Below are 23,981 nucleotides of genomic sequence, written 5' to 3' on the forward strand. Positions count from 1 at the left end.
ACCTTAGAACAGCGCGAGCAGATGAGCGCCCAGAAACAGCTGGTCGATCCAGAACACCTGATGCATCAGCACGATGAGCCAGAACACCAGCTGAAACGAAACCTTGCGGGTCTTGTGCCGAAATACTTGCTGGGCCAGCAAGGCGCCCGGCCAACCACCCGCCAGCTCCACCGCGTGCAAAACGTTCTCCGGCGTGCGCCAGCTGTCGGCGCGGGCCTTGTGCTTGTCGCTCCAGTACAGGAAAAACGCCAGCACGCTGACGATGCCGTAGGCCGCCAGGGGAATCACCGATACCCCGCGCAACCACAGCGACACTGAACCAAACAACGGCACTGCGCACAGCACAGCGAACACCAGCAGTTTCAGTCGTGGGTGCTGAATCGCTCCCCCGGACTTGCGCCCGGGGTTGTTGCGTGCGGCGAAGTCGTTCATGGCTTGGCGGCGGTCCAGTCGACCCAGCCGAATTGCCAGGTCGCCAAGATCACCAGGCCGAACACAATGCGATACCAGGCGAACGCCGCGTAGCTGTGGCTGGCGATGAACTTGAGCAAGCCGCGCACGGCGATCATCGCAAAGATAAACGCAGTGACGAAGCCGATGGCGAATACCGGAAAGTCCGCTGGCACAAACAGATGACGGTATTTATAGCCCGAGTACACCGCCGCGCCAACCATGGTTGGCATGGCAAGGAAGAATGAGAACTCGGTGGCCGTCTTGCGCGACAACCCGAACAGCAAACCGCCAATGATCGTCGAGCCGGAACGCGAGGTCCCGGGGATCATCGCCAGGCACTGGGCGAAGCCGACTTTCAGGGCCTCTTTCCAGGTGATGTCGTCGACGCTTTCAGCATGCACGACATGCTGACGGCGTTCGGCCCACAACATGACGATCCCGCCCACGACCAATGCAGTGGCGACGGTAATCGGGTTGAACAGGTATTTGTGGATCAAGTCGGCGAAAATCACCCCCAATACCACCGCCGGCAGGAAGGCGATCAACAGGTTCGCGGTAAAGCGTCGAGCGCTGGGCTGCGTCGGCAAACCGATGACCACGTCGAAGATCTTGCGGCGAAACTCCCAGACCACCGCCAGGATCGCCCCGAGCTGGATGATGATGTTGAAGGCCATGGCCCGCTCACCGCCAAAGTCGAGCAAGTCCGCCACAATGATCTGGTGCCCGGTACTGGAAATGGGCAAGAACTCCGTCAGCCCTTCTACCACGCCTAAAATCAATGCCTGCAAGGCTGTCCAAAGATCCATCAATCCCCCAAGAAGCCATGCCCCCAGGCATGCCCCGTTAATAATTTGTAGAACGTTACCCACGATCAGCGTCCGCTGAAGGCCCGCGCGCACAAGATCCACACAAAACCGTAAAAATTCTGTGAAAAATCGACTTGGACTCAGGTTTTTCCGTGCGGGGCCGAAATCCTATCAGACAAGCCTCATTTACGCTGCCGCGTAATAGGACCTGAGTCGGATAGGCCCGATCAGCAAAGTATGGTTGGATGCTGGCGATCGTTTATAACAAGAACAAAAAACTGGAGTAGCCGCGTTATGAACAGCTTGCGCAGTGTGTCGATCAGCCGACGCTTGTGGCTTATCTTGATCGTGGCCGTGGTGATGCTATTGACGTTGGGCGCGTTGATGCTCAAGCAGATTCACGACGACCTTTATCAGGCCAAGGCCCAAAAGACCCAGCATGTGGTGCAGACCGCCAGTGGCATCCTTACCTACTACCACGGCCTGGAAACTGCCGGCACCCTCACCCGTGACGCCGCGCAAAAGCAGGCACTGACCGCCGTGCGCGGTTTGCGCTACGACCAGAATGACTACTTCTGGATCAACGATCTGACGCCGGTCATGATCATGCACCCGACCAATCCGAAACTTGAAGGCCAGAACCTGTCGACGATCCGCGACCCCGACGGTTTCGCGCTGTTCAACGAGATGGTCGCCATCGCCAAGGCCAAGAGCGCCGGCATGGTCGACTATCGCTGGCCGAAACCGGGTGCCAGTGCCCCGGTAGAGAAAACTTCCTACGTCAAACTGTTCGAGCCCTGGGGTTGGGTGATCGGCTCGGGCGTGTACATCGATGACATGCAGGCCGAGTTTTATGCTCAGGTCTGGAAGGCGTCTTTCGTCGGCCTGGTGATAGCCCTGATCATGGCGCTGCTGGTGATCATGATTGCCCGCAGCATCGTGCGCCCGCTGCAGGAAACCGTGAACGCCATGGCCAACATCGCCAGCGGTGAAAGCGACCTGACCCGCAGCCTCGATACCCACGGCCAGGACGAAGTCACGCAACTGGCCCGGCACTTCAATGCCTTTACCACCAAACTGCGCTTGGTGATCGGTCAGTTGCAAGTGTCCGCCGGCGCACTGGGCCAGTCTTCCAGTGAATTGGGCAACGATGCCGCGCAGGCCCAGCAACGCAGCCAGCAGCAATCTCAACAAATGGAACTGGTGGCGACCGCGATCAATGAAGTGACCTACGGCGTGCAGGATGTGGCCAAAAACGCCGAGCACGCGGCCAGTGAAATGCGCAATGCCGAGTCCCAGGCGCAGCAGGGGCAGGTCAATATCGATGGCAGCTTACAGCAGATCGACAAGCTGTCTTCGACCATCGATCAAGCCGTCGAAGTGATTCGTACGCTGGCTGCCGAGAGCACGCAGATCGGCAGTGTCCTGGAGGTGATCCGCTCCATCGCCGAGCAAACCAACCTGCTGGCCCTCAACGCGGCCATCGAAGCCGCCCGGGCCGGTGAGCAGGGTCGAGGGTTTGCGGTGGTCGCCGATGAAGTGCGGCTGCTGGCCCAGCGCACCCAGAAGTCGACGGCAGAAATCCAGTCGATGATCGAACGCCTGCAAAGCCATTCCGAAGCGGCGGTCAAGGTGATCGGCGACAGCAGCCGTGCGTCACAACTGACCATCGAGCAGGCCGGTCTGGCCGGCGCCAGCCTGAATGCCATCGGCCAGGCCTTGCGCAACCTCAACGGGTTGAACGCCTCGATTGCCAGCGCGACCTTGCAGCAGGCCCATGTGGTGGAAGACATCAATCAGAACGTCACCCAGGCCGCGGGGTTGTCCCACAGCACGGCATTGGCGGCCGAGCAGTCGAGCGTGGCCAGCGTTCACCTCAAGGAACTGAGCGAGCAGTTGAACGGGCTGCTCACGCAGTTTCGGGTCTGATCACTTTCAGTAGGGGCAACTGACCCGGCCAGTTCGGAACACCAGTCGCCCCATCGCGAGCAGGCTCGCTCCCACACTTAATCGGCGTTGCTCATTTCTTGTGAGCATCACTGAGCCAATGTGGGAGCGAGCCTGCTCGCGATGAACGATAACGCGGTTTTTCCGGGTACAATTCGCCCCCCTCATTTCTACGACACCAAGGAACCTCCATGTCCGGGCTTGAACTGTTTGCCGCCGCCCTCGGCGTGATCGCCGTCTGGTTGACGGTCAGACAGAACCCCTGGTGCTGGCCAATCGGCCTGGTCATGGTGCTGCTGTATAGCTGGATTTTTTTCGAGGTGAAGCTGTATTCGGACATGCTGCTGCAAGTGATCTACGCCGCCTTGCAGCTCTACGGCTGGTGGCAGTGGACCCGTGCGGGCGCGACGCATGACGGGCGGCAGGTCAGCCAGCTCGATGGACAATCGATAGCGCTCGGTCTGGCCGTCGGCGCGGTCGGCAGTCTGCTGCTGGGGGCCGCGATGGCCCACTGGACCGATGCCGCTCAGCCCTGGCTCGATGCGGCGTTGACCGGTTTCAGCCTGGTGGCGCAGTTATGGATGGCGCAAAAACGTCTGCAATGCTGGCCGCTGTGGATTGCGCTGGACGTAATCTTCGTCGGCCTGTTCATCTATAAAGCGCTGTACCTCACCGCCGGCCTCTATGGGGTGTTCGCACTGCTGGCGGTGCAAGGCTGGCGGACGTGGCGCGCCGACCCGGCATTGCGCACATGAAAGTGCTGGTACTCACGGGCCCCGAATCCAGCGGCAAGAGCTGGCTGGCCGCCGAACTGCAACAGCAATTCGGCGGCGCTCTGGTGGGCGAATACGTACGCTGGTTCATTGAGCAGAAGGCGCGAGACACTTGCCTGGCCGATATCCCCGACATCGCTCGCGGACAGCTGCAATGGGAAGATGACGCCCGAGCTTTTCAGCCGCCGCTGCTGATTCTCGACACTCACTTGCTGAGCAATATGTTGTGGAGCCAAACCCTGTTTGGCGATTGTCCGGCCTGGCTCGAACAGGCGTTGCTGGCTCGGCATTACGACCTGCACTTGCTGCTGTCTCCCGAACTCGTCGACTGGACCGACGATGGTCAGCGGTGTCAACCCGAACTGGATGAGCGCCGGGCCTTTTTCAACGCGACCCATGCATGGCTGGAGCAGCATCGACAGCCTGTTCAAGTGATTCAAGGCCATTGGACTGAACGCCGGGCCCAGGCGTTGCAAGCCGTTACTTTGCTGCTTGGGCGCTAATCAGAACCTGTGGGGAGCTGACGGGCACTGGCCAATACCCCCAGTATTTGTTGCAGTATTTTTGCAAATGCGTCCGTTTCTGAAACACACCTCCCCTCTCGAACAGCCCGTTTCAACCCCATTCATCATCTTGTCATGCCATGTGTTAACGCGCTGGTACACCACAGCGCAAACCCTTGGATCCAGAGCTTTACCTTCCCTTCAGCCCATTGCAGCACCCTGCGTTGTCTCAGACCTGAAACAGCTCAATCATCGATCCACTGCGCTTGATCGATAACCCTTTGAATCAAAACAATTATCAAAAAGCGGCACGGCTTTCGCTCTCTCCTTCACAAGGCTGACTAGGGCCAGCCCCCAACAAAGAAGGAATAGCCGCCGTGGGGACTTTTCATAAAGGCTTGACGCGCCTCTTGCTGCTCGGATGTGCCGCCGCTTCAGTGCTCAGCCTCGACGTTCAGGCTGAAGGCAATGGCGTCATCGTTCTCACCCGTGATGTACAGCCCCATGCCATCGGCAGGCCGGCCTTCCAGAAAGACCCCTACCCGACCACGGTCAACGCCAACCCTTCGGAGCGTGTCACCTCGACGCTCAGCAACACCGAGTTGAGCGATGGTGAGTTCGCCAGCGTGGCCAGCGGTTCGTCCATCAGCAACAACGTCAATCAGAACGGGAGCGTTCCCGGCAGCCTCAATGTCGTCACCAACCCCAACGGCATGCCCGGCATGAGCGTTGGTCACGGGGGCGGCAGCGGTGGCGCGATTTCGGGAACCATCAACCATGCCATGAGTTCCGGCCTCGCGCCGTTGGGCAGACTGGCGGGAGGTCAATGACATGAGTCGTTCCCCGATCCTGCTCGCCCTGCTCGTCAGTGCCAGTGTCAGTGCAAGCGCCATGGCCGACTCCAGCGTTCCGGTGGTCAACACCGCCAACATCCAGGATTCCGGCGCCCAGTACAAAGGCAACTTCAACGTCAACCAGGCGGCTGGTGATCAACAGCAACAAACCAATACCCGCGCCATCGCCATCGGCACCGATGCCTCGGCGACCACACGCGTGATCCAGAAACTCGACACGCCCGCCAACCCGTCGATGAACGCGACGGCCACCATCGGCGGCACCTCTTTCAGTCATGGCAACGGAGCACTGGGCGTCAACCAGGGCGCCGGGGCCAACAACCAGATGGCCAACGCAATGCGCATCAGCATCAGTGCTGCGCCGCAAAGCGTCGACGATAGCGCCCTTTCTCAACAGAACGTGGCGTTGCTACCAAGCTCAGGGGCAACTGACGCTTCAAAAGGCAGCCGCCAGGTCGTGACAAGCGACCAGGCCTTCACCGGCAGCCGAGGAGTGATTCAGGTGAACCAGAGTGCCGGGGTGGGGAACCGAATGGCTAACACCCTGAGCATACGGGTCTCTGACTGACCCGAACGCAGTGCGATTAGAAAGTAACCAACACTTAACCAACTAATAAGCACGGAGAATCACCATGAAACCCACAATGGCTCTCAAGCCTCTCGTCTTCGCCCTGGCAGCCGTCATGGCGATGGCTGCACAAGCCGGCGATAACGATCGCGGACGCGGTCACGGCCACCACCATCACGGCCCCAAAGGCCCAACCTGGGAACAGCAACTGTCAATCGACTCCGCCGCCAACGCCTATGTAGGGGACACACAGGACAGCAGCGGCAACTCGGTACTCAACCAAGGCACCAAAAACACTGCCAATGCCGACGACTCGCTCAACAGCTCCAATGGCAATATGGGCGCCAACGTGGCTGCCGGTGACGGCAACCAACAAGACAACGCCGCCGCGCTGGCTACCGCCGATGAAAGTTTCATCTTCGGTTCTGCCACTGCAACGTCCTACGCGTATCAGTACAACACCGACAACTACGTCAAAAACCGCTCTACCCAAAATAACGCCACGCTCGACAATGCGGGCAACAACGGCTCCGGCAACATTGGCATGAACGTGACTGCCGGTAACTTCAACCAACAGAAAAACAACCTGGCGATTGCCGTGTCCGGCGGACGCGTAGCAACAGCCTCGGCTGACGCGTATCAGGAAACCACCGGTCTGAATGTGGACAACAAAGCGGACCGGACCCACGTCGTCACCACCCTCACCGACACTACCACCTCCACAGGCACCTTCAAGGCCAAAGGTAGCGGTACGATTGAAGACGAAGGTGGCTGGGATAGCAGACGTCGCCACGATGACGACAAGTTCAAATTCACAGCAGTGGGCACCTTCGATCTATCTAGCGTCACCACCCATCAAGTGCTGACTCCAGACGGCTGGAAAAACCCTGTGGTGAACAACGCCAGCATGACCGGCTCGATGAACGGCTTCTCCGGCAACGGCGGCGCCAACGTATCGGCGGGTGTGGGCAACCAACAAAGCAACTCGCTGTCCATCGCTGCTGGCTGCAGAGCCTGCCTGTAATCGCGAGCGAAATGAAAGCCCCGGCAACGGGGCTTTTTTTCCACGGTTCCGCAAAGGCGTATCGATCATGCGTACGACAGCCTTTTTCGCCCTGCTATGTCTGTGTGGCCTGACTCAGGCGGCCCAGATGCCGGTCGCTGCCTTACCTGGCGGCATGCTGGTTTATAAGCAGGTACAAAGCGTGCGTGAGCGCAAGTTCAGCGACATCGTCGAACAGAAAACCGATTTCAGCTGCGGCGCTGCCGCACTGGCCACGGTGTTGCGCCAGGCTTACTGGCTCGATGTCGATGAGGAACACATCATCAAAGGCATGCTGGTCAACGCTGACCAGAACCTTGTTCGTACTCAAGGTTTCTCCATGCTGGACATGAAGCGCTACATAGAAGCAATCGGCATGCGCGCTCGTGGCTACCGGATACCGCCCGAGAAACTCGAAGCGGTGACCATTCCGGTGGTGGTACTGATGGAAATTCGCGGCTACAAGCATTTCGTGGTGTTGCAGCGGGCGGACAAGGACTGGGTCTATATCGGCGACCCGGTGCTTGGGCACAAACGCTATCCCCATGATGACTTTGTCAAAGGCTGGAACGGCATTGTCTTTGCGATCGTGGGTCCCGGTTACGACAAAACCAATGCATTGCGCAGTCCACCGGAACCGCTGACGGCCAAGAACAAGCTGGATACTTTCAACCCGGTCAAAGATGCTGAATTGATGGACTTTGGCTTCATACAGAGCGACTTCTTCTAACTCGCCAACTGATGATAGTGAGGGCTGGACGCCCCGGGAGCTGCAAATGAAAACCTCATACTGGCTGGCCGCCGCTTGCCTGGCAGCAAGCGCATCGGGTTACGCCAATGCAGGATTCAAACCCATCGAACTCAAGGACCAGGAGCTCGCCGAGCTACGCGGTCGTTACGTCATGCCGGGGCGGATCATCAGCTTCGGTATTATCATGAGCACTACCTGGCGCAATGCCAGTGGCGACCTGATCGGGGCGACGACGGCCATGCAGATCCAGGCCTCTACCGTAAAACCCCAATTTTACGTGTCGACCATCAAGGAAACCGGTAACGGCAGTAAGCCGCTATCGGGCACCGGAAATGTGATCGGTGGCGCGGGACTGACCACCACCCAGGGTGTCACCCAAAGTGTGCGCGCCGCCGGTGACGGCAATACCGCTTACAACAATGTCGCCCTCAACGTCCAGGAGGCCAACCAAGCGCCGGCGCCGAATCCCGTCCAGGGGCAGGCACTGGGGAGCGGGCAAACCATTACCGACAGCAATGGCGCCGGCAGCGTCGCGGTGTCGGGCACCGGTGGTGGCGTGCAAATGGCCATCCAGGCCAACAACAACCAAGGCACGGCCAGGCAACAGGTGGCTCAGGGGGGGCTGGTGCAGAACACCCGGCTTCTGGGCAACAGCAACAGGGTCAATAACCTGACGCAGCTTAATGTGGTGCTGAATAACAATGGTCGAAATGCCGGAGCAGTCAACTGCAATCTGAGTCAACTCAATGCACTACGCAGCATGGGATATTGAACTACGCTGATGTTCGATCATTGGGCTTCATGGGGAAGGGCTTATCATGTATCGGTCAGTACCGCTGCGCGCGATCGTTTGTCTGAGCACTTTGTTCCCGTCGGCGCTGCTGCAAGCAGCGCCCGATGCGGACGTAGCGGCTTTGAAACAGGAGCTTCTGGAGCTCAAGCAACGATACGAAGTACAACAAAAAGCCCTGGCGGTACTCGAACAACGGGTCCGCCAGGTAGAGGACCAACCGGCGGCGGCACCGCCTAAACGCCTGGCCAAGTCGCCAGCCGACATGAAAGGCAACCAGCAAGTGGCCACAGGGACGGGAGCGGCTGCGGCTTCAGGAGGCGCCGCCGGCAGTGGCAGTTCCTATGGACAATCCCTGGCCGATGATTCTCAACCGGCACAGAGTGTGTCCAACCTGTATGACGAGGCCAGCGGGTTCTTCGGCGGTGGCAAGTTCAGCCTCGAAACCGGGCTGACCTACTCGCGTTACGATACCCGTCAGCTGATCCTCAACGGCTTCCTGGCACTGGACTCGATCTTCCTGGGTAACATCAACCTGGACCGGATCAAGGCCGATACCTGGACGCTGGACCTCACCGGTCGTTACAACTTCGACAATCGCTGGCAGTTCGACCTGAACGTACCGGTGGTGTACCGCGAATCGACCTATCAGTCCGGCGGGGCCAACAACGGTGCGGCGGGCGTGACCAGCGAAGAAACGGTCACTCGGGATCCGACGCTGGGCGACGTCAACTTCGGCATCGCCTACAAGTTCATGGACGAGTCGATCAACACCCCGGATGCGGTGCTCACCTTGCGCGTCAAGGCGCCGACCGGCAAGGACCCGTTCGGGATCAAGCTGCGCCAGACCGACGCCAATACCAACCTGTTCGTGCCTGATACCCTGCCGACCGGCAACGGTGTCTGGTCAATCAGCCCCGGCATCTCGCTGGTCAAGACCTACGATCCGGCAGTCTTGTTCGGTAGCCTTTCTTACACCCATAACTTCGAAGAATCCTTCGACGACATCAGTTCCACCGTTAATCAGAAAGTCCCGGGCAAGGTGCGCATCGGCGACAGCTTCCAGATCGGCGCGGGTATCGCGTTCGCCCTGAACGAAAAGATGAGTATGTCGTTCTCGGTGTCTGATCTGGTGCAACGCAAAAGCAAGCTCAAACAGGATGGCGGGGATTGGGAGTCCGTGGTATCCAGCGACGCGAACGCCGGCTACTTCAACGTCGGCATGACCATTGCGGCCTCCGACAACCTGACCATCGTCCCCAACCTGTCCATCGGCATGACGGACGATGCCCCGGACTTTTCCTTCAGTCTGAAATTCCCGTACTACTTCTGAGCGCTTCACCCCAATGGAAAAGGCCCGCTGCGATGGATGTCGCAGCGGGCCTTTTCGTTTCACCCGCCCTAGCGGATCTGGTGCTTGTGCAGCAATCGGTAAAAGGTCGGCCGCGACACGCCCAGGACTCGGGCGGCGACGCTCAGGTTGTCGCTGTGCCGGTTCAATACATCGCACAGCGCCTGGCGTTCGGCGCGGGTCTTGTAGTCTTCAAGGGTGCCCATTGGCGTAGCGATGGCGTGTTGACTGATCAGCCCCAGGTCTCGCGCCTCGATCTGCCGCCCTTCGGCCAATACCAGCCCACGACGTACACGGTTGGCCAATTCGCGGACATTGCCCGGCCAGTCATGCTTGCCCATGGCGATCAGCGCGTCTTCGCTGAAACTGCGAGGACGACGACCGGTTTCATGGCTGTAAAAGTGGGAAAAGTGGTTGGCCAACATCAAGAGATCGCCATGACGCTCACGCAGCGGCACGGTGACCACTTGCAGGACGTTCAAGCGGTAGTACAAATCTTCGCGAAAGCGTTTCTTCTCAATGGCCTCCTCAAGATCGACGTGTGTCGCCGCCAATACCCGCACATCCACCGCAATAGGCTGATGCCCGCCGACACGCTCGATGTGTTTTTCCTGCAGAAAGCGCAGCAGATTGGCTTGCAATTCCAGGGGGAGATCACCGATTTCATCGAGAAACAGCGTTCCGCCGTTAGCCGCTTCGATCCGCCCGACCTTGCGCTGATGGGCACCGGTAAAAGCCCCCTTCTCGTGACCAAACAGTTCGGACTGGATCAAGTGCTCGGGGATCGCGCCGCAGTTGATCGCCACGAACGGGTTGCTGTGACGCTGGGACAGTCGATGCAGGGTTCGGGCGACCATTTCCTTGCCGGTCCCGCTTTCGCCGCGGATCAGCACCGGAGATTCGGTGGGCGCCAGTTTGCTCAACAGTTTGCGCAGCTCGCGAATCGGTTTGCTGTCGCCGAGCAGCTCGTGTTCAGGCTGATCGATATGAACCGTGCCCTGGCCACGCAGGCGCGCCATGCCGAACGCTCGCCCCAGAGTGACCTGAACCCGTGAGACATCGAACGGCAAGGTATGAAAGTCGAAAAACCATTCACAGACGAAGTCCCCGACATTCTGCATTCGCAGGACTTCCTGATTAAGCACGGCGATCCATTCGGTACCGCTACGGGTGATCAGTTCCTTGACGGCCTCCGGGCGCTCCAGATGAAAGGGCTGCAAACGCAACAGGCCGACGTCACAGGTTCGTTCGGCGGCGTTTTCCAGGGTACAGCTGTCAACATCCCAACCCACAGCGCGTAAACCCGGCAGCAAACGGTGACAGTCGTCGCAAGGATCCACTACTAACAGACGTCGTAAGGCAGGCGCTTCGATCATGACTGTTCCTTGGCGCCAAATTATTGGGAAATATTATCAAAAACAGTCATTTGGCGGACTTGGCTGTAACACTAGCAAAATATTGACGCGGGCTTGTATCGATTGCTTATAGGGTCGTTGGCCTATTAGTTATAAGTATTTATTTGGTTAGTTGCCTAACGAGTTGAACCTTTCATTCAGCTTTCAGAAACAGTCTGAATATCGAAGCCATGAAAGAAAGTTGAAAATTCTTTTGATTGTGTGTGACCCAACCCCGGGTTGCGGGCATCAGTACAAGTAACCAGCCGAACGGTAAGCCCAACCGACGGCACATCACTTGATTGGGCATACAGAGAGAAGATCCCATGAACGCCCCGCTCCGTATCAACGAAGCTCTTTTGATTGCCGACCGCGCATTCCAACCCTTTCAATGCGTGGCCTGGGCACCACAAGACGGTAATGGCGAGCTCAGCCTGACCGTCATCGATCGCACTAACACTCGCATCAGCCGCAAACAAATTCCAAGCAGCGCCTATTCCGATCCGGAGCAACTCGCACACTTGCTGGAACAAGCCCGCGCCGAGCTGAGCGAGGAAGGTTACACGCTGCAATCGTGGTCCATGCCGCACTAAGCGTTTTCGCGGATTACCGCTCGGTAATCCGCGTCCCCTCTTCCCCCCTTAGTTGACGTTTTTTTACAGTCACCCCCCATCTGTTTCATCTTCTAACTCGTCAGATTACTTGGCAGGCTTGTCAGTGGTTCGAAAAGACACTGTTCTGGCACAAAACGCCCTGCCTCCTGAGAGTAATGGCAGTTGTGCATCAGCGCATTCAGGGATTGAATGTTCAGCTCATGCAGTCACCCTCCGGGCACCCGGACAAGGACGACTGGCAAGGAGATGCGTGCATGTCACTCCAGACTGCTTTTGCCTTACCTGCAACCGTCCATGGTGCAGGGCAACTCGATACGCGTTTCGCTGTCACCGGCAAAACTCAAGTGTATTTCGCCGGCAGTACTTCCAGCATGGCCAATGGCGTCGCGATTGACCACGCTGGCCGCTTGCTGGTAGCGGCAAAGGTCGGCACGCCAGGTGGCAGCCGCTTTGGACTGGCCCGCCTGCTTGAGGACGGTTCGGCGGATCTGGCATTCGGCAAACAAGGCAGCGTCATCGGGCAGTTCGCCCACGGCTACGAGGCTATGGCGGGCACGGTGCGGGTGCTGGCCGACGGGCACATTCTGGTGGCCGGTCTGCACTATGAAAATGCTCACCGTACGCTGCCCGCCCTGGCGATGTTTGATCCGCAAGGCTGCCCGGTCCAGGGTTTTGGTGAGCATGGCCGCTGCGTGGTGCGCCTGCCGGGGAATCTTTCCCAGGGCGCTCGCGACGCCTGGTTGCCGCCCGGTGTACCGGGCACCGAAGCCTGTGATGCCTGTGTGCAGGACGACGGTCGAATCCTGCTGCTGGCCAATCATCGCTTCGAACTGGCCGATCACGTCGGCATGCTGATACGGCTCAACGCCGACGGCTCGCTGGACAGCACTTTCAACGGACGCGGTTTCGTCATGGTCCGGCACTTGCTGATGAACACCTGGCTCAACAGCCTGATGGTGCAACGCGATGGCCGAATCCTGGTCGGCGGATCGATCAATTTTCCCGAGGAGGGTTTGCTGGCGCGCTATCACACCGATGGCCGGCTGGACGACGGTTTCGCCGTGGAGGGTTTCATGACCTTCAAAGTACAGGGCCAAAGCGCTCAAGTCTGCCAGATCGTCCAGCACGAAAAGGGTCATTTGCAGTGTTTTGGCAGCAGTCGTGACCCGATGCACTGCCTCGCATTAAACGTTCACAGTAACGGCCGACCCGACATTCGCTGCAATCGTGGCCAGCCAAAACTGTTGCAGGTTGGCCACAGCGGCTGCCAGTGGACCGCCGCCCAGGTACAGCCGGACGGCCGCGTGCTGACCGTCGGTGCGACGGTCGGCGGGGTCGAAGCCGACTTCATTCTCGCCCGGTATTTACCCAATGGGCCGTTGGACCGCAGCTTCGCCAATGGCCTTGGCTGGGTTCGCACACGCCTGAGTCGCGGTCCGGACACCGCCACTTCATTGGCCGTGCAGGCCGACGGTTGCATCGTCGTCGGCGGCCATTCGCTGGACGGAAACTACCGCGCGGTCGTCGCGCGTTATCAACACTAGGCCGACATCTTATTCTTGAACTTGATCTTCCCTTGCGCTTACGGCAAGTTGCGCGCTTCTTAATACAAGGAGTAGCCGATGTCCGGCTCAATGGCCCAAGCCTTCGCGCACAACTTTCTCGGGTACTCACCCCGCTGGTACAAGGCGAGCATTGTCGGTTTCCTGATTCTCAACGCTCTGGTGTTGTGGACGATCGGCCCGGTGGCGGCCGGTTGGCTGTTGGTGTTGGAGTTCATCTTCACCCTGGCCATGGCGCTAAAGTGTTACCCGCTGATGCCCGGTGGGTTGCTGCTGGTCGAAGCACTGCTGCTGAAAATGACCACGCCCCAGGCGCTCTATGACGAGTTGGTGCACAACTTCCCGGTGATCCTGCTGCTGATGTTCATGGTGGCGGGCATTTACTTCATGAAAGACCTGCTGTTGTTTCTGTTCTCGCGCCTGCTGCTGGGGGTTCGCTCCAAGGCGCTGCTGGCGTTGATGTTCTGCTTCCTGTCAGCGTTTCTGTCGGCGTTTCTCGATGCCTTGACCGTGACCGCCGTAATCATCAGTGCGGCCGTGGGGTTTTATTCGGTGTATCACCGCGTCGCCTCGGGCAGCGATCCGCGTCATGACAGCTCATTCTGCGATGACCAGCACTTGCCCACTCTCCACCATGCCGACCTCGAACAGTTCCGCGCCTTCCTGCGCAGCCTGCTGATGCACGGCGCGGTCGGCACTGCGTTGGGCGGTGTGTGCACGCTGGTCGGCGAGCCGCAGAACCTGCTGATCGGCCATGAAATGGGTTGGCACTTCGCCGAGTTCTTTCTGAAGATCGCTCCGGTGTCGTTGCCGGTGCTGGCAGCGGGCCTGGTGACCTGCGTGCTGCTGGAGAAACTGCGCTGGTTTGGCTACGGCACGCTGCTGCCGGACAACGTGCGTACGGTGCTGGCCAACTACGCCGCCGAAGACAACGCCGAGCGTACTTCGCGTCAGCGCGCTGCGTTGCTGGTGCAAGGGGCGGCAGCGCTGATTCTGATTGCCGGGCTGGCGTTTCACATTGCCGAAGTCGGCCTGATCGGTTTGATGGTGATCGTGCTGATCACCGCGTTTACCGGCATCACCGACGAGCACCGCCTCGGCAACGCCTTCAAGGACGCCATGCCATTCACCGCGCTGCTGGTGGTTTTTTTCGCGGTAGTGGCGGTGATTCACGATCAGCAACTGTTCACGCCGCTGATCCAGTGGGTGCTGGCACTGCCGGCCGATCAACAACCGGGCATGTTGTTTATTGCCAATGGCTTGCTGTCGGCCATCAGCGACAACGTGTTCGTGGCGACCATTTACATCACCGAAGTGAAGCAGGCGTTCATCTCCGGCCACATGAGCCGCGAGCACTTTGAAGCCCTGGCGATTGCGATCAACACCGGAACGAACCTGCCGAGCGTGGCGACGCCCAATGGCCAGGCGGCGTTCCTGTTCCTGCTGACCTCGGCGATTGCACCGCTGATTCGCTTGTCGTACGGGCGGATGGTGTGGATGGCGCTGCCTTACACCGTGGTGATGGGGATTCTTGGTTGGTACGCGGTGAGCTACTGGCTGTAACACTCGCCAAATATGGGAGCGGGCTTGCTCGCGAAGGCGAAGTGTCATTCAACATTCATGTCGACAGACAGACCGCTTTCGCGAGCAAGCCCGCACACATTTGGTTTTGTGTCGTTACCCGGGGAGGATGTATCGCTCGATCGCCAGGGCCGCGCCGTCTTCGGTATTGGCCCCGGTCACCACATCGGCCTGACGCTTCACCGCTTCTTCCGCCTGCCCCATGGCAATCGACAACCCAGCCCGATGAAACATCGCCGGGTCATTGCCGCCGTCACCGAGGGCAGCGGTCTGTTCCAGCGGTACACCGAGAAACTCGGCCAGTGTCGCCAGCGCCTCGCCCTTGTTGGCCTGCATTGCGGTCACGTCCAGATAGACCGGTTGTGAACGCGATACCTGCGCCTGCCCTTCGACATTGGGCAGCAACTGCGCTTCCAGTTCGATCAGCAGTTCGGTGTTGTTGCTGGCGGCGACGATCTTGTCGATGCGGGCCAGGTAAGGCTCAAATGTCTCGACCACCACCGGCGGATACCCCAGGCCGTGCTGCTCTCGCGGGACCATCGGACCGTTCGAATCCTTTAACAGCCAGTCACCGCCACTGAACACCCAGACTTCAATGTCCGGCTGATCGGCAAACAGCGTCAATGCTGTCAGCGCTGCGGTTGCCGGTAAATAATGCGCAACCAGCAAACTGCCGTCCGGGTTGACGATCGTGCCGCCATTGAAGGCCGCCGTCGGCAGATCGACGCCCAGGGCTTCGATCTGCTGCAACATGGCTTTGGGCGGACGCCCGGTGGCCAGGCTGAACAGTACGCCGGCCTCGCGCAAGGCGCGGACCGCCTCGATCGTGCGCTGACTGAGGCTGTGATCGGGCAGCAACAACGTGCCGTCCATGTCACTGAGCAGAAAACGGATGGGTTGTTGCGTGACGTCACTCATCCGAGGCTATGCCAGACGCGACCGTCGCGGGTCAGCAGCTCGTCAGCGCTCTGTGGCCCGTCTTCGCCGGCCGCATAGCTCTGCAACGTCGTGTCCTGCTGCCAGGCGTCGAGGAACGGCTGCACGGCGCGCCAGCCGTTCTCGATGTTGTCGGCACGCTGGAACAGCGTCTGATCGCCGGTCAGGCAATCGTAGATCAAGGTTTCGTAGCCGGTGGACGGCTGCATTTCAAAGAAATCCTTGTAGGCAAAACCCAGCTCGATATTGGCCATGTTCAACGCCGGCCCCGGCCGTTTGGCCAGCAGGTCGAACCACATGCCCTCGTTGGGCTGGATCTGGATCCGCAGATAGGTTGGCTGCAACTCTTCGACCTCGGTATCACGGAACTGCGCATACGGCGCCGGTTTGAAGCAAATGACGATCTCGGTGTCGCGCACGCTCATGCGCTTGCCGGTGCGCAGGTAGAACGGCACGCCGACCCAGCGCCAGTTGTCGATCATCACTTTGAGCGCGACATAGGTTTCGGTGGTGCTGTCGGGTGCTACGTTGGTTTCCTGACGATAACCGGGCAGCGGATTGCCATCGATCTCGCCGGCGGTGTATTGGCCACGCACCGAGTTGGCGCGCGCTTCCTCGGTCGACCAGGGGCGGATCGCGCCGATGACTTTGGCTTTTTCGCCGCGTACCGCATCGGCGCCAAAAGCGGCTGGTGGTTCCATGGCCACCATCGCCAACAATTGGAACAGGTGATTGGGCACCATGTCCCGCAGGGCGCCTGTGACCTCATAAAAACTGCCACGGGTTTCCACGCCGACGGTTTCGGCGGCGGTGATTTGTACGTGGTCGATGTAATGGTTGTTCCAGAAGGCTTCGAACAGGCTGTTGGAGAACCGGCTGACCAGAATGTTCTGCACGGTTTCCTTGCCCAGATAGTGATCGATCCGGTAGATCTGCTTTTCCGTCATCACGTTGAGCAAGCACGCATTCAAGGCTTCGGCGGTGTACAGGTCGGAGCCGAAAGGCTTTTCGACCACCACCCTTCTGAACGCGTCGGGGGTTTCTTGCAGTAATCCGGCAGCGCCGAGACGCCGCACCACTTCGCTGAAAAAGCGCGGTGCGGTGGCCAGGTAGAAAATCGCGTTGCCGGTGCCGCTGGCGGCGATTTTCGCCGCCAGCGCGTCATAGGTGCGTTCATCCAGAAAGTCGCCCTGGACGTAGCTGATGTGTTTGGCCAATTTGGCCCACAACGCCGGATCAAGGGCGTGATCGCCCTTGCCGACCTTGGCCGCCACTTCCGCCCGAATGAAATCTTCGAGCTTTTTGGCGAAGGCTTCGTCACTGATGGCGTTGTGATCAACGCCGATGATCCGCAGTCCATTCCCCAGCAAACCGTCGCGACTCAGGTTATACAGCGCCGGCATCAGCAGGCGCTTGACCAGATCACCATGGGCACCGAACAGAAACAGCGTGGTGGGCGGTGCGGGTTCTGCCTTGGATTTCCTGCGGATCACGTGGGTCATTTTTTCGCAGTCTCCACATGGCCGCCGAAGCCGAAGCGCTGGGCCGAGAGAATCTTGTCGCCAAAGGTGCCTTGTCCGCGCGAACGGTAGCGGGAGAACAGCGAGTTCGACAGCACAGGTACGGGCACCGATTGCTCGATGGCGGCCTCGATGGTCCAGCGGCCTTCACCGCTGTCAGCCACGGAGCCTGAATAGCCGTCGAGTTTCGGATCGCTCGCCAGGGCGTCGGCGGTCAGGTCGAGCAGCCAGGACGACACTACGCTGCCACGACGCCAGACTTCAGCGATGTCGGCAACGTTGAGGTCGAAGCGCTGATCTTCGGGCAGATTGGTGCTGGCCTTGGTCTTGAGAATGTCGAAGCCTTCGGCGAAGGCCTGCATCATTCCGTATTCAATGCCGTTATGGATCATCTTCACGAAATGCCCGGCGCCGGCGGGGCCTGCGTGGATGTAACCGCGCTCGGCGCGATCGTCATCGGACTTGCGGTCCTTGGTGCGTGGAATGTCGCCCAGGCCCGGGGCCAGGGTTTCGAACAGCGGGTCGAGACGCGTAACGGTCTCGGCATCGCCGCCGATCATCATGCAATAACCACGCTCCAGGCCCCAGACACCACCGGAGGTGCCGACGTCGATGTAGTGCAGGCCTTTTTCCGACAGGGTGTTGGCCCGACGGATGTCGTCCTTATAGAAGGTGTTACCGCCGTCGATGATGGTATCGCCGGCTTCAAGCAAGGTGCTCAGGGTGTCGATGGTGTCTTCGGTCGGTGCGCCGGCGGGCAGCATGACCCACACTGCACGCGGTTTGGCCAGGCCGGCGACCAGGGCTGGCAAATCGGCGACGCCGGTGGCGCCTTCTTCGGCCAGGGTGTCGACAAAGGCGGTATTGCGGTCGTAAACAACGGTGGTGTGGCCGTTGAGCATCAGGCGCCGCGCAATATTGCCGCCCATGCGGCCCAGTCCAATAATCCCGAGTTGCATGTACTGATGCTCCCTACTACAAATAAAGTGTGTCAAAGGTTATAGCCCAACGCGACTAGTGAAAGTTAGTCCAGAGCGGCGGGATGAAGTTTCCGGGCATTGTGCCCGATCCTGATTGATAACGTCGGGAATCGCACCGAAGACACAACGACCATGAAAAATAAAAAAGTTCCCTTCAGGAGCAAAAGAAATCAAAATCGGCGCCGATAGTAAGTGAGCACCCGATTTCGGGAGCCGACTTACAGTTGATACCGCCATTTGCGAGGTGAGCAATGGGCACCGTACATACAGCACTGCCAGCACAAACCCTTTACGTCACGATCCGTCGCGATGAACTGCGCCAGTTGAAAGACGAGCGCGATCAGTTGAAACGGGAAGTCGCGCAATTGCGCCTGCTGACCCAAGGCAATCAGGCTCAGCCCTTGCCCGTCACCCAACGTGCTCCCCACGCCTGATCCCCTCGCTTGAATCGGAAACGGCCGCCGCTGTTTCCGATCTGCTGAAACCTGCCAGCTCCGGCAACTCACAAAGTTTTCACATCTGCTTGTTGATACTCCGGCTCATTGTGGCCGCTCGGTATCCGGGCGGCGTTTGTTCGTCTGCGACAAGGAGAGTGCCGACGGCCGAAGTGATCATCCGGCTGGAGTGTTGAATGGCTTTGTTTAAACGCAGCAAAACGTCTGCGAATGGTTTCGACTGGGCAGGATTTCTCTGGTTATTTCTGTTCTTCTGGTATTTTTCCGGCATCACCCAACTGCTGATTCAACTGACGGGCACCTCCGGTTTTAGCGGGTTCCGCCAGGCCTTTGTGATGAGTGCCGTCTGGCTGGCGCCGATGCTGTTGTTTCCCAAACAAACCCGTGTGATGTCCGCGCTGATCGGCATGGTGCTGTGGGCCTGTTCGATGGCCAGCCTGGGTTATTTCTTCATTTATCAGCAGGAATTTTCCCAGAGCGTCATCTTCATCATGTTCGAATCGAACGTGTCTGAAGCCGGCGAGTACATGACCCAGTATTTTGCCTGGTGGATGGTGCTGGCGTTCCTCGCCCACACCGCGTTCGCGTATTTCCTTTGGACCCGCTTGCGCCCGGTGTACCTGCCACGCGCCCAGGCGCTGATTGCAGCGACGGCGATTCTGCTGGCCGTGATCGGTTACCCACTGATCAAGCAGACCGCGCGCACCGGCAGCCTGGCGGACGGCTTCGAGAAATTCGAAACCCGCATCGAGCCCGCGGTGCCGTGGCAAATGGCCGTGGCCTATCACCGTTACCTCGAGACCCTGGTCGGCATGCAAGATATGCTCGACAGCGCCAGCAAGATCCCGCCCCTCAAGAACCTCACCGACTCGATGGCCAACCAGCCGGCGACCCTGGTGCTGGTGATCGGCGAGTCCACCAACCGTCAGCGCATGAGCCTGTACGGCTACCCTCGGGAAACCACCCCGGAACTGGACAAGCTCAAGGACCAACTGGCGGTTTTCGATAACGTCATTACCCCACGCCCCTACACCATCGAAGCGTTGCAGCAGGTGCTGACGTTCGCTGACGAAGAAAATCCGAACCTCTACCTGACGACGCCGTCATTGGTCAGCATGATGAAACAGGCGGGTTACAAGACTTTCTGGATCACTAATCAGCAGACCATGACCAAACGCAACACCATGCTCACGACCTTCTCCGAGCAGGCAGACGAACAGGTGTACCTGAACAACAACCGCAACCAGAACGCCGCCCAGTACGATGGCGATGTGATCGAGCCGTTCAACAAGGCGCTGGCCGATGCAGCGCCACGCAAACTGATCGTCGTGCATTTGCTCGGCACGCACATGAGTTACCAGTACCGTTATCCGTCGACGTTCAACAAGTTCACCGACCGCAAAGGCGTTCCGGACGGCGTGCGTGACGATCAGGTGCCTACGTACAACAGCTATGACAACGCAGTGCTGTACAACGATTTCGTGGTGTCGAGCCTGATCAAGGACTACGCCAAGGCTGATCCGAACGGTTTCCTGCTGTACCTCTCCGACCACGGCGAAGACGTCTTCGACTCCGCTGACCACAACACCCTGGGCCGCAACGAGAACAAGCCGACCGCGCCGATGTACACCATTCCATTCATGGCCTGGGCTTCGCCGAAATGGCGTGAAAACCATGACTGGAGTTTTGCCGCTGACCTGGGTCGGCCGTACAGCAGTTCCCAGCTGATTCACACTTGGGCTGATCTGGCCGGCCTGAACTTTGATGAACTGGACCGCAGCAAAAGCCTGGTCAGCGACAGCTTCAAGCCTCGGCCATTGATGATCGGCAACCCTTATGAGCGTGAGCAGCGGCCGTTGATCGATTTCAGCCTGATGAAACCCAAGGTCGCGCCTGCCACTCCGGCGGTCGTTCAGCAGTAAATCTTTGAGGGGGGCAGAACCTGTGGGAGCGAGCCTGCTCGCGAAGACGCCGGTACAGTCAACATTGATGTTGCCTGAACCACTGCTTTCGCGAGCAGGCTCGCTCCCACAGAGATTGCGGATTGCGGACTAAAGCGCTTTGGTCCAGAACAGCATCCGGCCGTGCGCCGGGTCGAACATGCCTGGCGAAAAACCGAATTTGCCATAAGACGCCTGAGCCACTGGATTGCCTTCCAGCACTTCCAGGGTGATTTTGCAGCAGCCGCGCTGGCGTGCGATGTCCTCGACCTTGTGCAGCATCTTCTGGCTCAGCCCCAACCCGCGAAACTTCGACACCACAACCACATCGTGCACGTTGACCAATGGCCGACAGGCAAAGGTCGAAAAGCCTTCGAAGCAATTGACCAGCCCTGCCGGCTCACCGCCGACAAACGCCAGTACGCTGAAGGCATGGGGACGTTTGGCCAGCTCCCCCGGCAGTTGTTGCAATCTATCGACGGGTAACGGGTGACCGCCGCCCATCGGGTCTTCGGCGTAGTGGTTCAATACAAGACAAATCGCCTCGGCATGCACCGGGTTGGAGTAGCTGGCCTGAAGCACTAGAATTTCTGCGGATTCCATTTCCACCCTCGATCACACATAAAGTTGCCCCAGCTCGCCTCTTGCGCACTGAAAGGTCCTGCGACCTTATCGCGAGCGCCGGGGTGCCGACAACCGGATCCTCTCGCCCCGTTGCACCTCCTCCCGGGCATCAAGTCTGGGCAAAACGTTTTAGCTGCATTTCCTGCAAACGGCTGAGGGTGCGGCGGAACGGGAATTCCAGATAGCCCTCGGTGTACAACGCCTCCATCGGCACCTGCGCTTCGAGGTACAGCGGCACCTTGCGGTCATAGCATTCGTCCACCAGGGCGATGAACCGCCGCACGCCGTCGTCATGCACCGACAACTGGGGCAACTCGCGATCCCCCGCCGCCACTCGCTCGACACCGTCTTCAGTGCCACGGGCGATGCGCCCTTCACGCTTTTGGGCGCTGAGGTTGGGTACCTCACTCAGCACAATAGCGGTGAAGGTGTCGCACAGGGCCATGAAGTCCATGGCGGCAAAAGGCTGCTCGCAGAGTTCGGCGTAGCGGCACCAGAGCACGGTTTGACTGGCCTGCATGACACTGACCGAACGGTAGCCGATCTTCACCGGATCGCTGGACAGCGACTGGCCGACGGTCAAGGCCTTGAACACTTCGCCGAGGGCGACGGGCTGACCCGGCACGTTCACCCAGTAACGCTGCACACCGGCGCCAGGGTGCAGACGATGATCTTCCCCGCCATCCACCGCAATGACCTGCATGTGTTGCTTGATCGCAACAATGGCCGGCATGAATCGGTCGCGGTTGAAGCCGTCGGCGTACAGCTGATCCGGTGGTTGGTTGGAGGTACACACCACTACCACGCCCTGCTCGAACATCACCTGAAACAGACGCCCGAGAATGATCGCGTCACCGATGTCGTTGACGAACAGCTCATCGAAACACAGCACCCGTACTTCCTGGCTCAATTCGCGCGCCAGCGTGTTCAACGGGTCGGCGGTGCCGGTCAATTGAAAGGAACGCTGATGGACCCAGCCCATGAAGTGATGAAAATGCTGACGCCGAGCCGGGACGCGCAGGGTTTGGTAGAACTGATCCATCAACCAGGTCTTGCCCCGCCCGACCGGCCCCCAGAGGTACACGCCGGTGATCGGCGTGCGGCCTTCATGCAAGGCTTCGTGGCATTTTTGCAGCGCCCACACGGCGTGTTCCTGGGCTTCGTCCTGGACGAAGCCCTTCTGCTCGATGGCGTGTTGCCAGGCGCTTAAGGGAGAGTCGACATTCATGCGCGGCAGTATAGGCAAATCGCAATTCATGTGGGAGCGGGCTTGCTCGCTCCCACAAGTTTCGCACCGGGTTACAGAGAGATGTCCAGCCGGGCGATCTTGCCCTGTTCATTGAGGCGGAACGTGTAGCGCAGTTCCAGCGGGCTACCGGGAAAGGTGCCGGAGATCAGGTTGTGGACCAGCACTTTTCCGGTGCGCAGCTGAACGTCGAGCACCTCGACCCGGGGTTGGTAACGTTGTGCGGTGTCTTGCATCCATTGAGCAATGGCTTGCGTGCCGACTTGATGCTGCCCCTCATCGAACACATTGGCATTCTCAGCGAAAAAACTGGCGACCCTCGACGTGTCGCGAGCATTGGCGGCAGCAATGTAGGCGGCGATGGCAGGGGCCAGTGAAGAGGCTGGACTGGACATGTTTACGGCTCCTTGTGAGTTGATTCTGGAGCCATGCTAAAACAAGCCTGTGTCAGTTCTTGTCAGGAGTGAAACGCCCTGCTTCGTCCAGTTGCATCTGCTTGCGCCAGGTGCGCAACAGGTCGCTGCGCCGCCCCGGATAACGTTCGCCCTGTTCAGTGGCGGCCGAGATCCGGTCGGTGCGAAACGTGCGATAGGCGCTGCGTAACTCACACCAGGCGACAATGATCCGCACCTCGTTGAGAAACCCCAGGGCCAGTGGCCAGATCAGCCGCTGACTGGGCACCTGATTGGCGTCCGCGTAATCGAGGTGCAGCTTGGCCTGATCGCGGATGGCCTGGCGAAACACATTCAAGGGCACGGCATTTTGCGGGTAGCCACAACCTGGTGGGCCCGGCAACACCGTCGGGTTGCGCAAGGCATCCTGGGCCGTCGGGTCGAGCACCGCGGCGATTTTTGCCAGGGCATCGGCCGCGGCTTTGCTCAAGACCTCATCGCCACGCTGATCCACGTAACGCAAACCGAGCACAATGGCTTCGGTTTCATCGGCATTGAGCATCAAGGGCGGTAGAAACAAACCGCTGCGCAACACATAACCGATCCCCGCTTCGCCAAAGATCGGCGCGCCGAGCGCGGTGAGTTCCGCGATGTCGCGGTACAGCGTGCGCTCGGAAATCTCCAGTTCGCTGGCCAATGTCGCGGCAGTCACCGGACGACTTTTGCCCCGCAGCACTTGTAACAAGGTCAGTAAACGAGTGGTTCGTGACACGGTCGGCAGGCTCTTTCCTGAAAAGTCGCCGGAGCTTAGCAGAGGCTGCTGCCAGAAACTGGCAGGAGTGATCTCGCTCCAAGAGCCTGACACAGCCCGCTCCCACATTTTGGTTTGCGCGTTAGCG

24 protein-coding genes are annotated in these 23,981 nt (G+C 59.2%); 14 read left to right on the top strand and 10 right to left on the bottom strand.

The genetic code is table 11. The annotated features are described in order from the left end of the window. Positions 1–3 precede the first annotated feature (3 nt). A complete protein-coding gene (locus QMK51_RS15100) occupies positions 4–432 on the bottom strand; it encodes a DUF1294 domain-containing protein (RefSeq protein WP_320390730.1) in 429 nt (142 codons plus the stop codon). Further along, positions 429–1,259, bottom strand: coding sequence for an undecaprenyl-diphosphate phosphatase (locus tag QMK51_RS15105; protein ID WP_320390731.1), 831 nt, complete (start codon positions 1,257–1,259; stop codon positions 429–431). The genes QMK51_RS15100 and QMK51_RS15105 overlap by 4 nt, the downstream gene beginning before the upstream one ends. 294 nt (positions 1,260–1,553) lie before the next feature. Here QMK51_RS15105 and QMK51_RS15110 point away from each other — a divergent pair, with 294 nt between their 5' ends. The 9 genes from QMK51_RS15110 to QMK51_RS15150 all read left to right on the top strand — a co-directional run bounded on the left by QMK51_RS15110 (position 1,554) and on the right by QMK51_RS15150 (position 9,820). After that, complete coding sequence (locus tag QMK51_RS15110) at positions 1,554–3,188, top strand: methyl-accepting chemotaxis protein (RefSeq protein WP_320390732.1); 1,635 nt, start codon at positions 1,554–1,556, stop codon at positions 3,186–3,188. A 209-nt stretch (positions 3,189–3,397) separates the two neighbouring features. Then, positions 3,398–3,961: a nicotinamide riboside transporter PnuC gene (gene pnuC, locus QMK51_RS15115; RefSeq protein ID WP_320390733.1), complete on the top strand. Its 564-nt coding sequence runs from the start codon at positions 3,398–3,400 to the stop codon at positions 3,959–3,961. Then, positions 3,958–4,482: an AAA family ATPase gene (locus QMK51_RS15120; protein WP_320390734.1), complete on the top strand. Its 525-nt coding sequence runs from the start codon at positions 3,958–3,960 to the stop codon at positions 4,480–4,482. The genes pnuC and QMK51_RS15120 overlap by 4 nt, the downstream gene beginning before the upstream one ends. 377 nt (positions 4,483–4,859) lie before the next feature. Further along, positions 4,860–5,312: a hypothetical protein gene (locus tag QMK51_RS15125; protein ID WP_320390735.1), complete on the top strand. Its 453-nt coding sequence runs from the start codon at positions 4,860–4,862 to the stop codon at positions 5,310–5,312. A 1-nt stretch (position 5,313) separates the two neighbouring features. Further along, positions 5,314–5,904 (top strand): adhesin, encoded by a 591-nt coding sequence (locus QMK51_RS15130; protein ID WP_320390736.1) that lies wholly within the window; start codon positions 5,314–5,316, stop codon positions 5,902–5,904. A gap of 64 nt (positions 5,905–5,968) precedes the next feature. Next, on the top strand, positions 5,969–6,928 hold the full coding sequence (locus tag QMK51_RS15135) for a heme utilization protein (protein ID WP_320390737.1): 960 nt from the start codon (positions 5,969–5,971) through the stop codon (positions 6,926–6,928). A 67-nt stretch (positions 6,929–6,995) separates the two neighbouring features. After that, a complete protein-coding gene (locus tag QMK51_RS15140) occupies positions 6,996–7,676 on the top strand; it encodes a C39 family peptidase (RefSeq protein ID WP_320390738.1) in 681 nt (226 codons plus the stop codon). Positions 7,677–7,722: 46 nt separating this feature from the next. Next, the gene (locus tag QMK51_RS15145; protein WP_320390739.1) at positions 7,723–8,469 is read left to right on the top strand and encodes a hypothetical protein; all 747 of its coding nucleotides are present in this window, start codon (positions 7,723–7,725) and stop codon (positions 8,467–8,469) included. Positions 8,470–8,515: 46 nt separating this feature from the next. Further along, positions 8,516–9,820 (top strand): hypothetical protein, encoded by a 1,305-nt coding sequence (locus tag QMK51_RS15150; protein ID WP_320390740.1) that lies wholly within the window; start codon positions 8,516–8,518, stop codon positions 9,818–9,820. Between the two features lie 68 nt (positions 9,821–9,888). Here the strand turns inward: QMK51_RS15150 and QMK51_RS15155 are convergent, their stop codons facing one another. Continuing rightward, a complete protein-coding gene (locus QMK51_RS15155) occupies positions 9,889–11,214 on the bottom strand; it encodes a sigma-54 dependent transcriptional regulator (RefSeq protein ID WP_320390741.1) in 1,326 nt (441 codons plus the stop codon). 344 nt (positions 11,215–11,558) lie between these two features. On the opposite strand from QMK51_RS15155, the gene QMK51_RS15160 reads away from it, so the two are divergent. The 3 genes from QMK51_RS15160 (at position 11,559) to nhaB (ending at position 14,971) form a co-directional block, all read left to right on the top strand. Beyond that, a complete protein-coding gene (locus QMK51_RS15160; RefSeq protein WP_320390742.1) occupies positions 11,559–11,825 on the top strand; it encodes a hypothetical protein in 267 nt (88 codons plus the stop codon). A 275-nt stretch (positions 11,826–12,100) separates the two neighbouring features. Continuing rightward, positions 12,101–13,390 (top strand): hypothetical protein, encoded by a 1,290-nt coding sequence (locus QMK51_RS15165; RefSeq protein ID WP_320390743.1) that lies wholly within the window; start codon positions 12,101–12,103, stop codon positions 13,388–13,390. A 78-nt stretch (positions 13,391–13,468) separates the two neighbouring features. Further along, positions 13,469–14,971: a sodium/proton antiporter NhaB gene (nhaB, locus tag QMK51_RS15170; RefSeq protein ID WP_320390744.1), complete on the top strand. Its 1,503-nt coding sequence runs from the start codon at positions 13,469–13,471 to the stop codon at positions 14,969–14,971. Between the two features lie 114 nt (positions 14,972–15,085). Here the strand turns inward: nhaB and QMK51_RS15175 are convergent, their stop codons facing one another. From QMK51_RS15175 to gnd, 3 genes are read right to left on the bottom strand one after another with little or no spacing between them, the layout of a single operon-like run. Further along, positions 15,086–15,907: an HAD family hydrolase gene (locus QMK51_RS15175; RefSeq protein ID WP_320390745.1), complete on the bottom strand. Its 822-nt coding sequence runs from the start codon at positions 15,905–15,907 to the stop codon at positions 15,086–15,088. Then, the gene (gene zwf, locus QMK51_RS15180; RefSeq protein WP_258695973.1) at positions 15,904–17,427 is read right to left on the bottom strand and encodes a glucose-6-phosphate dehydrogenase; all 1,524 of its coding nucleotides are present in this window, start codon (positions 17,425–17,427) and stop codon (positions 15,904–15,906) included. Before zwf ends, QMK51_RS15175 begins: the two co-directional genes overlap by 4 nt. Further along, complete coding sequence (gene gnd / locus QMK51_RS15185) at positions 17,424–18,404, bottom strand: phosphogluconate dehydrogenase (NAD(+)-dependent, decarboxylating) (protein WP_320390746.1); 981 nt, start codon at positions 18,402–18,404, stop codon at positions 17,424–17,426. Before gnd ends, zwf begins: the two co-directional genes overlap by 4 nt. A 272-nt stretch (positions 18,405–18,676) precedes the next feature. On the opposite strand from gnd, the gene QMK51_RS15190 reads away from it, so the two are divergent. Together QMK51_RS15190 and QMK51_RS15195 are read left to right on the top strand one after the other, a co-directional pair. Continuing rightward, positions 18,677–18,859: a DUF6026 family protein gene (locus QMK51_RS15190; RefSeq protein WP_008069248.1), complete on the top strand. Its 183-nt coding sequence runs from the start codon at positions 18,677–18,679 to the stop codon at positions 18,857–18,859. A 197-nt stretch (positions 18,860–19,056) separates the two neighbouring features. Then, positions 19,057–20,802 (top strand): phosphoethanolamine transferase CptA, encoded by a 1,746-nt coding sequence (locus tag QMK51_RS15195; protein WP_320390747.1) that lies wholly within the window; start codon positions 19,057–19,059, stop codon positions 20,800–20,802. A gap of 129 nt (positions 20,803–20,931) precedes the next feature. Here QMK51_RS15195 and QMK51_RS15200 read toward each other — a convergent pair whose 3' ends face one another. The 4 genes from QMK51_RS15200 to QMK51_RS15215 all read right to left on the bottom strand — a co-directional run bounded on the left by QMK51_RS15200 (position 20,932) and on the right by QMK51_RS15215 (position 23,854). Continuing rightward, entirely contained in the window at positions 20,932–21,423 is a 492-nt protein-coding gene (locus QMK51_RS15200) for a GNAT family N-acetyltransferase (RefSeq protein ID WP_258695976.1), read from the bottom strand. 130 nt (positions 21,424–21,553) lie between these two features. Continuing rightward, positions 21,554–22,672, bottom strand: a complete 1,119-nt coding sequence (zapE, locus tag QMK51_RS15205; RefSeq protein WP_320394523.1) for a cell division protein ZapE — start codon at positions 22,670–22,672, stop codon at positions 21,554–21,556. 71 nt (positions 22,673–22,743) lie between these two features. Beyond that, a complete protein-coding gene (locus tag QMK51_RS15210) occupies positions 22,744–23,085 on the bottom strand; it encodes a nuclear transport factor 2 family protein (RefSeq protein ID WP_258695977.1) in 342 nt (113 codons plus the stop codon). A gap of 52 nt (positions 23,086–23,137) precedes the next feature. Continuing rightward, positions 23,138–23,854: a helix-turn-helix transcriptional regulator gene (locus QMK51_RS15215; protein ID WP_258695978.1), complete on the bottom strand. Its 717-nt coding sequence runs from the start codon at positions 23,852–23,854 to the stop codon at positions 23,138–23,140. Positions 23,855–23,981: the final 127 nt, after the last annotated feature.

Origin of the sequence: Pseudomonas sp. P9_31 (genome assembly GCF_034008235.1) — a bacterium.
Classification (GTDB): domain Bacteria; phylum Pseudomonadota; class Gammaproteobacteria; order Pseudomonadales; family Pseudomonadaceae; genus Aquipseudomonas.